The sequence below is a fragment of the Enterococcus sp. PF1-24 genome (assembly GCF_029893325.1).
In the GTDB taxonomy this organism is placed as follows: Bacteria; Bacillota; Bacilli; order Lactobacillales; family Enterococcaceae; genus HY326.
Genome location: NZ_JARXWL010000016.1, coordinates 51,055 through 65,504, shown reverse-complemented (window position 1 = coordinate 65,504; position 14,450 = coordinate 51,055). Strand labels below are relative to the sequence as shown.

Here is a 14,450-nt window from a genome sequence, read left to right as displayed (position 1 = left end):
TTAACAACAAATTCACTTTCTGGATGATCCCCAGCAGCGATTGCCGTAGCCAGCACACTTACCAGCTCATATTCCGCTGGATCCGTTTCAATAAAAGCAGGCAGCTCTTGCCATTCTGTAGTTATTTCTGGGGGATTTTCTTGAATCTTCTTATTGTGATTCATAAAAAAATCGATAATTCGCATAAATTTCACCTCATTTTTTCAAAAGCTAGGAAAAGAAGCTATATTCGATACACCAGCGGTATAGCGAGTATAGCTTCCATTTTCATAAACTAAAATGGTAAAACGCCAGTTAATCCATAAACTATTAAATAAATAATCAAAATTGGCCAACAGTAACGCACATATTTCTTTTGAAAGTCAACAAAATTCATTTCTGTTGAATCAGTTAGCATGAATAAAGCTGGTATAACTGGTGACACTAATCGAAAAGCCTGGCCTACCATAGAAGCAACTGCTGCTTGAATTGGCGTAATACCATATTGTTCCATCACCTCTGAAACAACCTTGGCAATACCAAAATAAAAAGCATCTTGTGGTAAAAACGTAATAGCTGGTGCAGAAATAATGGCATAGATTGGTGCCATGTGTGTTCCCAAACCATCAGGAATAATCATGGTCATTCCTTCCGCTAGTGCACTAGCCATACCGCTTCCTGATAGTATTCCTGAAAAAATACCTGCAGCGAAAGTTGCTAAAGCTGGTGCTAAAGCATCAGATGCTATTTCATCAATTCGTTCGTTTATAATACTAACTTTACGATAATTTACAGTTAAAACAATGGCACTTCCAATCATAAATAGGACCGCACCATGTGCAACGCCTTGAATTAAAAGATATAGAATTCCCAAAGTTAAGACCAGATTAAACCAAAATAGTTTTGGGCGTTTTAACTCAGGATCTTTCTCTCTGATTGAGTCAAGCATCTTCTCCATCATCTCATGATCAATTTCACCATCAGATTCTGGACTCCAACCTAAACGATTACGCTCTTTTTTCCCCAAGCGATAAGCTAAGAAAATTGCAAAAACTTCTGCACATAATAAACCAGGAATTAGAGCACTAAAAAGTTCATTAATTGGTACTTCCATTGCGGTACTGGCAGCAATTGTTGGTCCTCCCCAGGGCAGCTGGTTAAAGATACCGATTGGCGTAACGAGAATAATTGCCAAATAGCTTAACTTCATATTTAATGATTTATACAGTTCTAAGAACGCTGCCACACAAATAATGATGGTTGTTGTTGTATCACCATTCATTGTAACAACCGTAGCTGTCAAAACCGTTGCAATTGTTACTTTTAGTGGATCCCCTTTTGCTTTCTTAATAAAAAACTCACACAGTGGGTCAAACAAACCGACATTTAACATTAAATCAAAATACATAACCGCAAATAAAATCAGCAAGCCAGGAGAAATAACACCCATACTAACTTTTCCCGTTTCAACATTTACTTTATAGAATAATGCATCAGTTATCCATTGAAATAAATCAGTAAAATTGGCGTCAGTTAATAAAACTACCAATACACCAAAGAAAAGCGGAACTAATGACAATGCACCAACAATAGATAATTTATTTTTTGATAAAAGTAAGATAAAAGACACAATCATTAATAATGCTAACACTAATAACATATTGATCACCCTCATTGAGATAGTGCTTATTTAATAAAGCGCACTTCTTTACAAATCTTCTCAATTTCCTCTTCTTTTCTTTTGTTAAATTCAATTTTATTAATTTCAAATAAATTTTGACCCAGTGTATCTATGGATACAATTAGTGGTCCGTAATTTTTCACTTCATTTACCCAAAGTGTTTCAGGCATACCTAAATCTTTCCATTGAGCATCTACAATTTCTTCAACCTTTTCAGCCGCATAAACCGCATTCCCTGCTGGATAAACAAGGTGAATGGCTTTATGTTCTTTGCAACCTTTTTCCGTATTGACACCCATTCCACCTTTTCCAACAATTAAGCGGACTCCTGTTTCCTTAATAAATTCCTCTTCAAATTTTTCCATCCGCATACTTGTAGTAGGTCCAACTGAAATCATTTCATAGTGATTATTTCCATGATCTTTAACAATTGGCCCTGCATGTAAAATTGCTTTATCACGTACATCAACTGGTAATGTCAATCCTTCTTCTACAACACGACGATGGGCAACATCACGACAAGTTACTAATGTTCCTTCTAAATAAACGATATCTCCAATGCGAATATTTTTAATATCTTCTGCTGAAATTGGTGTTTTTAAATGATATTCTTTCATAGCTCTACTCCTTCGTGTAATGGTAATTCATAATTCAATTGACTGTCAAAAATAATTTTCCCACGACGATGTGACCAACAACCTACATTAACTGCAACTCCAATTACAGAAGGATGACGTCCTGTATTAATAATGTTAACACCCATAACCGATTTTTTGCCACCAAAGCCTTGAGGACCTAAACCAATATTATTGATACCATCTTCTAACAACTTTTCCATCTTAGCAGCATTTTCATTTGGACTAACACTTCCAACTTCACGCATCAAAGCTAATTTAGAATTCATAGAAGCTGTTTCCACAGAGGTACCAATTCCAATCCCTACTAATAACGGTGGACAAGCATTAATGCCATAACTAGTCATTTGATCCATTACAAATCGAACAACACCTTCATAGCCTTCACCTGGCATTAAAACCTTTGCTGCTCCTGGTAAACTACAACCACCACCAGCCATGTAAACATACATCTCCAGAATATCACTATCCCCATCAATTTCAGTAAAAACTGTAGGTATACCGGTTCCAATATTTAATCCAGTATTATATTCATCAAATGTTTGTACTGCATTGTGGCGTAGCGGTGCTTTTTTAGTAGCTAGATATACAGCTTCTTTTAAAATATCATTTAGTTCAGCTAATAAAGGAAAGTTCGTACCACATTTAACAAAAAACTGTAATGCACCAGTGTCTTGACAACTTGGTCTATTTAACTCTTCTGCTAACATTTGATTTTCTTTCATCGTGTCATAAACGAGTTGTTGCAAAGGTTCTACTTCAATTTTTGCTAATTCTTCCAATTTTTTCGTTACATCATCAGGTAATCTTCTACCAACAACTGTGATATATTCCACTAAAATATCACGCATCTTCTTTGCTTCTGAAGACATCTCTTTTTCTGCATATGCATATCTACCCATACTATTCCTTCTTTCTATCACAGAAAATAATTTAGTCTTACCTTCTGTGTAAGTTTAATGCACTTACATTATCTTAAAAGATGGGAATCTCAGCTAGCCAATTTTTCGTTTCTTTTAACAAGAAAGTTTAGATAAAAGATGGCTATTTTTTCTATGATAAAACTTTTTTGAACAAAAAAAATCAGTCATAAAGTGTACACTCGCCATCGAAGAATACGTTTTCAAAAATAAAATAAGACAAAAATAGACTATCCCTATTTTTGTCTTTTAAATATTTTAATCAAATAATCACAAAGTAATTTTCTAGTAAATAAATTATTCCTCTAATACTATAGTTTTCAAATTTTTTACTAGCTTAACATACTTTTCTTCAATTTCCTTCTTACTACAAATTTGACAAGGATCTTGAAAGGTTCCCATATTTTTTTGTTGACTTTCTTGAAGAATTTGAATAATCGTTTCATACTCTTGATAATCCAAATCTGTTTTAAATTTTTTATCAATCGCTTGAATATCAGGATTTATTTGTTTCCGATAATCAGATGGTGTAGTTCCAAAATGCTTTTTAAACATCTTGTTGAAAGCTTTTATATCATTAAACCCGTTATCGTATGCAATATTAGCAATTTTTTCATCCGTAATTGCTAATTGCTGAATCGCGTGCTGTAAACGGCACCGTGTCAAGTATTCATAGTAATTAATACCTAATTCAGATTTAAAAATTTTAGATAAATAAGTAGTTGAATAATTACATTTCTGTGCTAATTGCTCTAGAGTTAATTCTTTCTTAAAATTGTCTTCAAGATATTGAATCGCATGGTCTAAAAAATTACGCTTTTGTCTAATTGAGTATCTAGGTTGCTTTATTGAGTTAGTCTCAAAAAAATGTAACATGCTTTCTGCTATTCTAAAAAATAAAGCATGAATTTGAAATGGTGAACTTTCTGATAAAATCAATAATTGTAAATTAGCTAAATCAGCTCGTAAATTATTATATTGTGGATTAATTCTATCTATATTGGAATTCAAATTAAATGTGCCTACATTTAATTTGACTCCTTGAGATAAGAAAAAATTTGGAGATACATATAATCTCATAGCTATACTATCAGGCTTAGTGGCAAATGTTGCGTGACCACAATTAGAATTAATTACAAATAAATCGCCTGCTTCTAAAGTACAAATCTTCCCATCAACATTAACTTCAATCTTCCCTTTTAAAAGCCATAGTAATTCAATCTCATCATGCCAATTATAATGATAACTACCAACTTTATAGATTAGCTGATCATATTTAATTTGAAATTTATCTGAAGTATATTTTTTCCAAAACTCCATTCGAATCCCTCATCTCACTCAATAAGACCTCTCACAATAGTGGTCTTTATGCGATTTTAACAATAAGAAATAGTAAATACAAGCCGATTTTTATATTCATTTTTGTAAAAATAACAAAAAAACAAACCACAATCTTCATCTTAGTGATGAAAAATCATGGTTTGTTTATTCCTGTTTAGTTAAATAAAGTATGATAGCTTAAAAAATATTACGTAATTTGATTCGTTCTCTAATGTCCATCCGCGTCGTTGCCCAACTTAATACAGCATAGCCTGTAAAAAGACTGATTATAAATAATTTTAGAAGAAACGTATCAGCAATTATAAAAGTGAACAGCGATAATAAAAATACGACAAACAACCAATTTTCTAAAATCTTTGCCATTACTGTATATCTACTTGCACTATTTTGATATTTTTCTTGTATTTGTTTCTTTGTCATTATTTTCCCTCCATTCGCAAATCTTTTATCAAAACCTAATTTATGTAAATTAATTTAAGTATTCTGAGTAAATGAAATTGCTTTCTGTTTGATTAATGAATAGTTAATTGTTTTTCTTTATCAACTATCATAATCTTAACAAATACTGAGAAAAAACACATAAGACCAAAGTCCGAATTTCTTCTCAGTATTTTGGCGGAAAAATTGATGAAAGAATAGCTATAAAAATCAGAATTTCGTATTTAAATAGTCTTCTAATGTGATAGCAAACACTGTAGTTAAGGTATTTTTATCATCAGGCAATTCAGCAACCAGCTTCATCCCGTTTTTCTGTGCCACTCGTTGAGAAGCAATATTTGTATATTTCATATAAGAAAACACTTCCTGTAGATTCAAAACATCAAAAACATAATTTCTACAAGCTCTTGCCGCTTCGGTGGCATAACCTCTGCCTGTATAAACTTTGTTAATATGATAACCTATTTCTGGCTCCTGCTTACCATTGATACACTGCAACGTTATTCCACAATCACCAAGAAAGCGATTGTTTTCTTTTAATATGACTGCCCAAAGACCAAATCCATAGGTGATATAGTTATCAATATTCCATTCAATCCATTGTCTTGATTTCTCTTTAGTGAATGGTTGCGGATAATGTAGCATTGACTCAGGATCCGAAAGTATTTCATGCAAATCATCTAAATCATTTATTGTTAATTCTCTCAAAATAAGTCGCTCAGTTTCTAATCTCATTTGATTCCCTCTTTCACTTTTGGCAGTATCTCATCATCTCTTTAAAATCGTGAAGATAATACTATCATCCTGCGAATATTAGTGTCAACTATTATTTTATTTAATCTAACTAGGAAAATACTAACAAGTACTTTATTGTTCTAAATTCATATAAAATGACTATTTTCCACCTAAAATACACATAAATGGCGGTAAAATTATATCTGATTCCGTTTTTAGCCTGCTCACTTCTCGACACTTCACTCAAAAAAGCATGAAATGCACAATTTCGGCTTTAAGTTGCAGGTTGTAATCTTTATTTTTAAAGAATTCTTTTATATTAAAGATATTTATCTCGTCTTCTTCGTTTCCCGATTATAGCGAAAGTTTTTCAACTCATAAATATCTTTTTCGGCATTATAACGAACCATTCGTTCAAAAGCATCCACTGTGGTCATATTGTCCGACCAATCAAAAACCAACATATCCTTTCTTTCACCTGTTGCGGCTTCAGTATATTGGCTGTAAATATCTTTGATTACTTTAAACTCATGATTCGCACCTAAAACATGTACTTCTCTTCCGTTGTAGTAATGAATCGCATTTCTTGCGGCATAACAAAATTCCATGTTTATCAACTCCTGTAATGTTTTATTTTCTGCCTTAACTGCTTCAGTTAAGGACTCACCAGTAATAGCAGTGATTAAATCGCTAGCTAATGAAGCAACCTGACTTGTTAAAAGTTGCATATCTTGTGGATTAGAAATAAAGCCTAGTTCCACTAAGCGATAGGAAATTCCTCTTTGAGCAAAAATTTGACAATGAGCTAAATCTCCTCTTTGATTAATGCCAGCAGTTGACTGAACTTTTTGCCACCAACCCGCATATTTTTTAACGACTTCAGCAATTGCCAAATCTTGTTGGTTAGCTGTTACACGATTGGAAATAATCACATGACCACCTGTCGCCAGCCCGGCAGCTGCATCTAAATGAATTTCGGTTACCGAAACTATTTCCTTGGCCACTTGATAAGCCCCACCACCTGAACAAGTATCCAAAAACATATTGCGTTTTTTATCGTAAAAAAGCAGCTGATTCTTCTGTAAGTGCTGATTATATTTCTGCATTTCAACATCTAAAACTTTCCGTGTCCAATCTCGTTCATTGGTGCCTGAACCAACTGCACCACTATCTCGAGCGCCATGACCATAAACAATTAAATGTTGCATCCTCTCATTCTCCTTTCCTAACAAAACTATTGCCTAAATCATAAAATCCGCCAGCTGCTAAACCAGAAATTCCACCTGCCCAAGCATAAATCGCCAATTCATCATGTAAAATGGTCCCAGCAAAGAGCATGCCTAATAAAATCCCCAACACAACGTTCCAAAGGGGCAGCCACCTATGATTGACTACAACTTGCTTTAGCAGCTGGGCAACGCTTAGTACCACGGTGCTAATAACTGGTATTGCCACTAAAATCTGTTCCATTATTCCTCACCTAACCTTTCCTAACACTTAGCGTTTTTTGTAAATGATTGACTTTTTCTTCTAAAATAAAAGTTCGCTCCATGACTTGATTGTGCTTTTCCACTTTTTTCTCCAGCAAATCAATGCGGTAAGCAATCAATTTCGTTGATGTAAAAATTCCACCAAAAGTCCCTAAACCCGTGCCAATTAAGCCGACTAACGCCACAATTAAGTTATCTGACATGCTTCTCCCTCCTTCTCATTCATCAATCAATCTGATTTTTACCCTTTCACTGAATAAAAACCTTACACTCTATATACGAAAGTTTCCCACCAAAATGTCACCCTATTTTGCTAAATTTTTTTATTTTTTTCTTATTTGAAAAAGTCTGGTCTTATTCAATAAAAAAACTAGCAAATCCCTTGAAATTTCTTCTGTTTAAAAGCCTAAATCTGATTGCAACTTCATCAAAAAAGCGTTATCATTAAGGTGGTTCTATGAACTATTTTATTTTCAGTTTTATTTGTGAATATTTGAGCAATTATTAAAAAAGGAAAAATCAAACACGTTGGAAAGAAGGAATTTACATGAATCGTAAGGCATTATGGATTACACAAACCGCTTTAATGTTAGCGCTATTAGTCGCTACCCAAGCAGTAACTTCAGGATTTGGAAATACTTTTATTACTGGGTCATTGGTAAATCTGATTTTGATTGTTTCTGTCTGTATCTCAGGCTTAACCAGCGGCTTAACAGTCGCTTTATTATCACCAATCTTCGCATTTTTCTTCGGGATTGGACCACAGATGTGGCAAATTATTATCTGTATTGCTTTAGGAAATGCTAGCTTATCGCTTGTTTGGTATTTAATTGCCGGCAAAACGAAAGAAAACAATGTTGTCAATACTGTTATTGCAGCGATTGTAGCAGCTGTTGTGAAATTCGGTGTACTTTACTTAAGTATCGTCAAATTTATGATTCCAGTTGTTTTAACAAAATTACCAGCGCCTCAAGCTGCTAAAATGTCAGCAATGTTTTCAACACCACAATTAATCACCGCTCTAATCGGTGGCGCCCTAGCTGTTGTGGTATTGCCAATCGTAAAAAGTGCCCTTCCTAAGCCAAAAGAATAAAAAAAATTCAGTTGAACAGCAAAAGAACCTTAAGCCCGTGGGCTTAGGGTTCTTTATTTTATCTTTACTATTTATTAAGAAACCGTTGAATATTGTGAACGAGCTTGATATGTGGTGTGTAAAATATGATGTGCTCTTTCACTACCTGGTTCTCCTAAATATTCTTGATAAACTTCTTTCACAATCGGACTTTCATTTGAACGTCTAATTTGGCGTTCTTGATCTTCTGCATAAAGAGCAGCCGCCCGTTTGGCACTTAAATTAACAAAATTTCGTACAGATGCAGGTTGAATTGGTTGGCCACCACCGTTAATACAACCGCCTGGGCAACCCATAATTTCAACAAAGTGATAGAAATCTTCACCTGCTTGAATTTTTTCAATTAAATGTTTAGCGTTGGTAATTCCTGAAGCGACTGCGACTTTAATAGTAGTCCCATTAATTTCATAAGTTGCTTCTTTAATACCTTTCATCCCACGAACTTCAGCAAATTCAATTTCAGCTAAAGGCTCACCAGCAATAATTTCGCCAGCTGTTCTTAATGCCGCTTCTGTTACTCCACCAGTTGCTCCAAAAATATAACCAGCACCAGTTGCGTCCCCTAAAGGATTATCAAAGATCTCATCTTCCAATTCAGTAAAGCGAATCCCAGCCTTATCAATCATGCGTGCTAATTCTCTGGTTGTTAAAACTACATCCACATCAGGAACACCAGCAGCTGCTTCATCTTCCCGTGTTACTTCGGCTTTTTTAGCTGTACATGGCATGATACTAACGACACAAATATCTTTCGGATCAATATTCATTTTTTCCGCATACCAAGTTTTTGTTAAAGCTCCGAACATTTGTTGTGGAGATTTACAACTTGAAAGGTTAGGAATTAATTCTGGATGATAAGCTTCACAATAATTAATCCAACCTGGTGAACAAGAAGTTAACAATGGGAATGGTCCATCATTTTGCACGCGAGATACAAACTCATTGGCTTCTTCCATAATAGTAAAGTCAGCAGCAACGTTTGTATCAAAGACTTGATCAAAACCTAAACGTCGTAAAGCCGCGACCATTTTTCCTTCAACATTTGTGCCAATTGGCATATTGAAAGATTCTCCTAAAGTCACCCGAATAGATGGTGCAGTTTGAACAACCACATGTTTAGTAGAATCTGCTAAAACTTGCCAAACTTCTTTCGTGTGGTCTTTTTCAGAAAGCGCGCCAGTTGGGCAGGCGACAATACATTGACCACAAGAAATACAAGCAGAACTACCTAATTCTTGCTCAAAAGCACAACCGATGTGGGTATTAAAACCACGGTCATTGGCGCCAATCACGCCGACAGCTTGAACTTTTGAACAAACTGCTACGCATCGCTTACATAAAATACATTTACTATTATCGCGGTACATGTGCGGTGCAGAATTATCAATTTCGTATTGACAATTTTCCCCTTCATAAAGGTTTTCATTTTCCACATCGAAATCCTTACAAAGTTTTTGCAACTCACAATTACCGTTTCGCACGCAAGATAAACATTTCTTATTATGAGTAGATAAAATTAACTCTAAGCTAGTTTTCCGTGATTTAAAGATTTTTTCTGAGTTAGTGACAATTTCCATGCCTTCGCTAATTGGATGCACACAAGCGGTTACTAAGTTCCGACTGCCTTTTACTTCCACCACACAAATCCGACATGCGCCGATTTCATTGATTTCTTTCAAATAACAAAGTGTCGGAATATCAATATTATTTCTTCTAACAGCATCTAAGATTGTTGAACCTTCAGGCGCTGTATAAGCTTTTCCATTAATAGTAATATTAAGTTCTTTCATTTACAGTCCCCCCCTATCCGACACTGATAGCATTGTAGCGGCAAGTATCCACACAAAGACCACACTTAATACAAATAGCTGGGTCGATGTGATGTGGTTCTTTTCTTTCTCCGCTAATCGCAGCAACAGGACATTTTTTCGCACAAGCTGTACAACCAGTACATTTGTCTTCCATAATTTCATAAGAAATCAAATCTTTACAAATACCAGCAGGACAACGTTTTTCAACAACATGGGCAATATATTCTTCTTTAAAATAGTGATAAGTTGAAAGAATTGGATTTGGTGCTGTTTGCCCTAAACCACATAGCGAATTTTCTTTAATATAGTGACATAAATCAACCATTTTATCTAAATCTTCCAAAGTTGCTTGGCCTCTAGTAATTTTTTCTAAAATTTCTAACAGACGCTTCGTACCTACTCGACAAGGCACACATTTTCCGCAACTTTCTTCCACGGTAAACTCTAAGAAGAATTTCGCAATATCAACCATACAGTTATCTTCGTCCATAACAATTAAACCGCCTGAACCCATCATTGAGCCAATTTCGATTAAATTATCATAGTCAATCGCAACATCATAATTTTCTACTGGGATACACCCACCAGAAGGACCACCAGTTTGAGCGGCTTTAAATTTCTTACCATTTGGAATACCGCCACCGATATCTTCAACAACTTCTCTTAAAGTTGTCCCCATCGGAATTTCAACCAAACCAGTATTTTGAATTTTACCACCTAAAGCGAAAACTTTGGTTCCTTTAGATTTTTCAGTCCCCATGCTCGCAAACCATTCAGGGCCACGTAAAATAATTTGTGGAATATTGGCATAAGTTTCAACATTATTCACAATCGTTGGTTTGCCAAACAAACCTTTTACCGCTGGGAACGGTGGACGTGGACGTGGTTCGCCACGGCGACCTTCAATACTTTCTAACAAGGCGGTTTCTTCACCACAAACAAAGGCGCCCGCACCTAAACGTAAATCTAAATCAAATTCGAAATCGCTGCCAAAAATATTTTTACCTAAAATGCCCGCTTCTCGCGCTTGCTTGATAGCAATTCTTAAACGCTTAACAGCAATCGGATATTCTGCCCGCACATAAATATAGCCTTGATTAGCACCAATCGTGTAGCCCGCAATCGCCATTGCTTCAATAATCGCATGTGGATCCCCTTCTAAAACAGAACGGTCCATAAAGGCACCTGGATCTCCTTCATCGGCATTACAAACAACATATTTTTGCGCACCTGGGCTTTCTTTAGCAAAAGACCATTTCATAAAAGTCGGGAAACCTGCTCCCCCACGTCCTCGTAAACCAGAAGCTTTTAAAATTTCTAAAACATCATCACGAGAATACTTGTTAACGACTTTCGCTAAGGCTTGATAACCATCAAAAGCGATATATTCTTCCATTTTTTCAGGATCAATTCGGCCACAGTTTCTTAAAGCAACCCGTTTTTGCTTTTGATAAAATGGCGTATCCATCAATTTATTAATAATTTCTTTTGAATCATTATCATGATACAATAATTTTTCAACTAATTTACCTTCAACTAAATGTTGCGCAACAATTTTTTTAGCATCTTTAGCCTGAACTTGATGATAGAAGACACCTTCAGGATAAATAATTACAATCGGCCCTTGGGCACATAAACCAAAACAACCGGTTGAAACGATATTAACTTTATCCGTCAATTCATGTTTCGCTAATTCTTCCTTCAAAGCTTCAGTAAATTCTCCACTTTTTGAAGAAATACAGCCAGTCCCAGCACAAATCATAATTTCTTTTTCAAATTGGCTTTTAGGCTGTTCAACGTCTTCATTATTTTCAGCTTGCTCTGCTTCTAAGCGCATGACAACTTGCTGCCGATAAACATTTCGCAATTTTTGTAATTGCTCCCAATTTTCCATATGCTCTTTTCTCCTCATTTCAATCTAGTTTTATAACCAATAGATAGTCATGCTATTTTACTCATCTTCCATTTTTTGATAAGTAACGAGAACTTTGTCGCCTTTTTTCTTGGTTAAACGGCCATAAACTTCTTCATTAACCGTTAAAACTGGCGCTAACCCACAGGCACCAATACAGCGACATGATTCTAAAGTGAACTTGCGATCTGCGGTTGTTTCACCTGGTTTAATATTTAATTCTTGCGCATAAGAATCTAAAATATCTCCGGCACCCTTAACATAGCAAGCTGTCCCCATACAAACGCTAATTGTAAATTTACCTTTAGGGACAAAAGAAAACTGGGAATAAAAAGTTGCCGTACTATAAAGTTCTTCTACTGGAATTTGCAACTTGCAAGAAATTCGCTCCAATATTTCTATTGGTAAATACCCATAAATCCTTTGTGCTTCTTGCAAAGCAGGCATCTGAGCACCTTCTTGCACCTCCAATAATGTTAAAGACTCTTCAAGCTCTTGCTTTTGGCTTTCCGTTTCAATGAATTCAAAAACCATTTCCTTAACACCCATTTGCTGTTTCACGCTCCTTTAATAATAATCATTATTAATAAGTACTAATTATCGCGACATCCGTAAATTCAAACGCTTCCATCCAACAAGTAGATTATAACAAATATTAATTGCTTTTTGTGAAAAATCCAACAAAAAAACTGATTTTTTCTAAAAAAAATAGAAAAAATCAGTTTCAATCCACTATTTAGCGCATTTCACTACTTTTTTTCAAGTCGTTCAATAAAAAACTTATTAAAAAAAACGCAAATTAGAATAATTATTATCAAGGAATCAAAAATCTAAACTCACTCTAAACAAAATTTGAAATTATTTTAAGTGGTTTTCTTCATATAAAGGAATTTCAGGTTGTACGTTTAAGGTAGTTACTATTGCTAGCTCTTTTTTATAATCAGCTTCACTGATTTGTTTTACTTTAGAACTAGCTTTATCATAGTAAAAATAAGTTTTTTCATAATTTTCTAAAGTACATTTAGCCACCCAAACTTCTCTATTCCTATAATCTTCACTGGTGAAGATTTCAATTTTCATTTGTTCGCGCTTGATTGACTGCAACTGACAAACTTGTAAAACAATGCTTTCCCAAATTTCAGAATCTATTTCATCAATATAAATCACATCAGCTTCCTCAACTATTTCAATGGAATCTGCTGTTTCAGATGATTCTGGTGAAAGATGCTTAGTCACTCGGAAATTGAAATGCACACAACCACTTAAAGTACATAAAACACCGATTAATAAAAGATAACACTTAAATTTCATCATAATCCCCCTCACCATTCATCTCTTTATATTATTTGCTTTGATTATAACATGAGGAGGAAGATTGAAAAATGGTGAATAAAAAAACTAAGCCCCTATTCATCAAGGGCTTAGCTCATTTTTTAAAATTATTCTTCTTCTGACATGAGTAAAGAATTGATTTCACTGTATCAATTAACACATCTAATTTGTATTTTATCCATAAAATATCAACATAATAGTTCATTGAATTTCATAAAATTAATATCATCCGGAGTCAAAATCGAGGTCAAAAAATTCTCGTCTAACGTGGGGCGTTATTTTCATTTGTATCATCTTCAAATTGATTCGTAAGTTTATAGTATTTTTCCAAATATATAATTGCATTGGCAATAAACACTGGAACAAAAATGAACTCAGCAGAATTTCTCAAAAGTTTTGTCATGAAGCTTTCTGGATTAGTATGTTCCATAAAAGTTATAATTATGACTAATAAAGTACTAATGGCTATCATAGCTAGAAAATCCTCTTTAGCAAATCTTCGGTTTTTTCTCACAATTCCCACCTCCTTTATAAAAAAACTATTGCAAGCCGATACTATCTATAGTATAATGAATATGTAAGCTAGAGAAGTGAGGTGGTGCTTATGAAAGTAAGTCATTATCCTAAAGAAAGGAGCGCCGAATGTGTCTGTTTTTGAAACGTTAAGCTTAATGATTGCTTTTGCAATGTTAGTCTTAACACTCAAAGACGATAACACAAAAAAATAACCATCTTATAAACTTTGGCCGGTTTAAGATGGTTATCATAACTAATTAATTCCTGCCACCGTCTTTAACGGCTCTGGCTTCACTTGTATTATAGCATAATTAAATCGAGGTGTTAAGTATGACCGAAAAAAATAGACAAACTGAAGCTAATAAACGTTGGCAAGAAAAGAATAAAGAACACGCTAAATATTTGCGTAATCGTTCAACTTCTCGCTCATTTATTAGAAAGCAAGCAACCTTAGATGACATCGCCGAATTAGAGGGATTAATTGCTGAACGTAAAAAGGAATTAGTATAGGTTATATTTTGCTAGCAG

General features: G+C 34.6%; 16 protein-coding genes and 1 pseudogene. 2 read left to right on the top strand and 15 right to left on the bottom strand.

The genetic code is table 11. The features are described from left to right. From M2139_RS08665 to M2139_RS08620, 10 genes and pseudogenes are all read right to left on the bottom strand, one after another. Nucleotides 1–185: pseudogene (locus M2139_RS08665) on the bottom strand (hypothetical protein); the annotation flags it as partial. Nucleotides 186–274: 89 nt separating this feature from the next. Beyond that, complete coding sequence (locus M2139_RS08660) at nucleotides 275–1,639, bottom strand: citrate:proton symporter (RefSeq protein ID WP_280738360.1); 1,365 nt, start codon at nucleotides 1,637–1,639, stop codon at nucleotides 275–277. Nucleotides 1,640–1,665: 26 nt separating this feature from the next. Further along, nucleotides 1,666–2,277 (bottom strand): L(+)-tartrate dehydratase subunit beta, encoded by a 612-nt coding sequence (gene ttdB, locus M2139_RS08655; RefSeq protein WP_280738361.1) that lies wholly within the window; start codon nucleotides 2,275–2,277, stop codon nucleotides 1,666–1,668. Further along, entirely contained in the window at nucleotides 2,274–3,197 is a 924-nt protein-coding gene (gene ttdA / locus M2139_RS08650; protein ID WP_280738362.1) for a L(+)-tartrate dehydratase subunit alpha, read from the bottom strand. The genes ttdB and ttdA overlap by 4 nt, the downstream gene beginning before the upstream one ends. A gap of 315 nt (nucleotides 3,198–3,512) precedes the next feature. Then, complete coding sequence (locus tag M2139_RS08645; RefSeq protein ID WP_280738363.1) at nucleotides 3,513–4,535, bottom strand: AraC family transcriptional regulator; 1,023 nt, start codon at nucleotides 4,533–4,535, stop codon at nucleotides 3,513–3,515. A gap of 198 nt (nucleotides 4,536–4,733) precedes the next feature. Further along, entirely contained in the window at nucleotides 4,734–4,976 is a 243-nt protein-coding gene (locus M2139_RS08640; RefSeq protein WP_280738364.1) for a hypothetical protein, read from the bottom strand. 228 nt (nucleotides 4,977–5,204) lie between these two features. Further along, nucleotides 5,205–5,729, bottom strand: coding sequence for a GNAT family N-acetyltransferase (locus tag M2139_RS08635; protein WP_280738365.1), 525 nt, complete (start codon nucleotides 5,727–5,729; stop codon nucleotides 5,205–5,207). Nucleotides 5,730–6,058: 329 nt separating this feature from the next. Then, complete coding sequence (locus M2139_RS08630) at nucleotides 6,059–6,937, bottom strand: N-acetylmuramoyl-L-alanine amidase (protein ID WP_280738366.1); 879 nt, start codon at nucleotides 6,935–6,937, stop codon at nucleotides 6,059–6,061. Between the two features lie 4 nt (nucleotides 6,938–6,941). After that, a complete protein-coding gene (locus M2139_RS08625; protein WP_280738367.1) occupies nucleotides 6,942–7,199 on the bottom strand; it encodes a holin in 258 nt (85 codons plus the stop codon). Between the two features lie 10 nt (nucleotides 7,200–7,209). Then, nucleotides 7,210–7,422 (bottom strand): hypothetical protein, encoded by a 213-nt coding sequence (locus tag M2139_RS08620; protein ID WP_280738368.1) that lies wholly within the window; start codon nucleotides 7,420–7,422, stop codon nucleotides 7,210–7,212. A 344-nt stretch (nucleotides 7,423–7,766) separates the two neighbouring features. On the opposite strand from M2139_RS08620, the gene M2139_RS08615 reads away from it, so the two are divergent. Further along, entirely contained in the window at nucleotides 7,767–8,312 is a 546-nt protein-coding gene (locus tag M2139_RS08615; protein WP_280738369.1) for an ECF transporter S component, read from the top strand. 74 nt (nucleotides 8,313–8,386) lie between these two features. Here M2139_RS08615 and M2139_RS08610 read toward each other — a convergent pair whose 3' ends face one another. From M2139_RS08610 to M2139_RS08590, 5 genes are all read right to left on the bottom strand, one after another. Continuing rightward, complete coding sequence (locus M2139_RS08610; protein ID WP_280738370.1) at nucleotides 8,387–10,141, bottom strand: NADH-dependent [FeFe] hydrogenase, group A6; 1,755 nt, start codon at nucleotides 10,139–10,141, stop codon at nucleotides 8,387–8,389. A gap of 13 nt (nucleotides 10,142–10,154) precedes the next feature. Next, the gene (gene nuoF / locus M2139_RS08605) at nucleotides 10,155–12,056 is read right to left on the bottom strand and encodes an NADH-quinone oxidoreductase subunit NuoF (protein ID WP_280738371.1); all 1,902 of its coding nucleotides are present in this window, start codon (nucleotides 12,054–12,056) and stop codon (nucleotides 10,155–10,157) included. A gap of 57 nt (nucleotides 12,057–12,113) precedes the next feature. Continuing rightward, the gene (locus M2139_RS08600; RefSeq protein ID WP_280738372.1) at nucleotides 12,114–12,623 is read right to left on the bottom strand and encodes an NAD(P)H-dependent oxidoreductase subunit E; all 510 of its coding nucleotides are present in this window, start codon (nucleotides 12,621–12,623) and stop codon (nucleotides 12,114–12,116) included. 309 nt (nucleotides 12,624–12,932) lie between these two features. Next, nucleotides 12,933–13,385, bottom strand: a complete 453-nt coding sequence (locus M2139_RS08595; RefSeq protein ID WP_280738373.1) for a hypothetical protein — start codon at nucleotides 13,383–13,385, stop codon at nucleotides 12,933–12,935. A gap of 283 nt (nucleotides 13,386–13,668) precedes the next feature. After that, nucleotides 13,669–13,920 (bottom strand): hypothetical protein, encoded by a 252-nt coding sequence (locus M2139_RS08590; protein ID WP_280738374.1) that lies wholly within the window; start codon nucleotides 13,918–13,920, stop codon nucleotides 13,669–13,671. A 332-nt stretch (nucleotides 13,921–14,252) separates the two neighbouring features. On the opposite strand from M2139_RS08590, the gene M2139_RS08585 reads away from it, so the two are divergent. Then, nucleotides 14,253–14,432, top strand: coding sequence for a hypothetical protein (locus tag M2139_RS08585; RefSeq protein WP_280738375.1), 180 nt, complete (start codon nucleotides 14,253–14,255; stop codon nucleotides 14,430–14,432). The last annotated feature ends 18 nt before the right edge of the window (nucleotides 14,433–14,450 follow it).

What these genes read in the sequence shown, in the direction of transcription:
- M2139_RS08660 (WP_280738360.1), bottom strand. Translation starts at nt 1,639, where the DNA reads ATGTTATTAGTGTTAGCATTATTAATGATTGTGTCTTTTATCTTACTT.
- ttdB (WP_280738361.1), bottom strand. Translation starts at nt 2,277, where the DNA reads ATGAAAGAATATCATTTAAAAACACCAATTTCAGCAGAAGATATTAAA.
- ttdA (WP_280738362.1), bottom strand. Translation starts at nt 3,197, where the DNA reads ATGGGTAGATATGCATATGCAGAAAAAGAGATGTCTTCAGAAGCAAAG.
- M2139_RS08645 (WP_280738363.1), bottom strand. Translation starts at nt 4,535, where the DNA reads ATGGAGTTTTGGAAAAAATATACTTCAGATAAATTTCAAATTAAATAT.
- M2139_RS08640 (WP_280738364.1), bottom strand. Translation starts at nt 4,976, where the DNA reads ATGACAAAGAAACAAATACAAGAAAAATATCAAAATAGTGCAAGTAGA.
- M2139_RS08635 (WP_280738365.1), bottom strand. Translation starts at nt 5,729, where the DNA reads ATGAGATTAGAAACTGAGCGACTTATTTTGAGAGAATTAACAATAAAT.
- M2139_RS08630 (WP_280738366.1), bottom strand. Translation starts at nt 6,937, where the DNA reads ATGCAACATTTAATTGTTTATGGTCATGGCGCTCGAGATAGTGGTGCA.
- M2139_RS08625 (WP_280738367.1), bottom strand. Translation starts at nt 7,199, where the DNA reads ATGGAACAGATTTTAGTGGCAATACCAGTTATTAGCACCGTGGTACTA.
- M2139_RS08620 (WP_280738368.1), bottom strand. Translation starts at nt 7,422, where the DNA reads ATGTCAGATAACTTAATTGTGGCGTTAGTCGGCTTAATTGGCACGGGT.
- M2139_RS08615 (WP_280738369.1), top strand. Translation starts at nt 7,767, where the DNA reads ATGAATCGTAAGGCATTATGGATTACACAAACCGCTTTAATGTTAGCG.
- M2139_RS08610 (WP_280738370.1), bottom strand. Translation starts at nt 10,141, where the DNA reads ATGAAAGAACTTAATATTACTATTAATGGAAAAGCTTATACAGCGCCT.
- nuoF (WP_280738371.1), bottom strand. Translation starts at nt 12,056, where the DNA reads ATGGAAAATTGGGAGCAATTACAAAAATTGCGAAATGTTTATCGGCAG.
- M2139_RS08600 (WP_280738372.1), bottom strand. Translation starts at nt 12,623, where the DNA reads ATGGGTGTTAAGGAAATGGTTTTTGAATTCATTGAAACGGAAAGCCAA.
- M2139_RS08595 (WP_280738373.1), bottom strand. Translation starts at nt 13,385, where the DNA reads ATGAAATTTAAGTGTTATCTTTTATTAATCGGTGTTTTATGTACTTTA.
- M2139_RS08585 (WP_280738375.1), top strand. Translation starts at nt 14,253, where the DNA reads ATGACCGAAAAAAATAGACAAACTGAAGCTAATAAACGTTGGCAAGAA.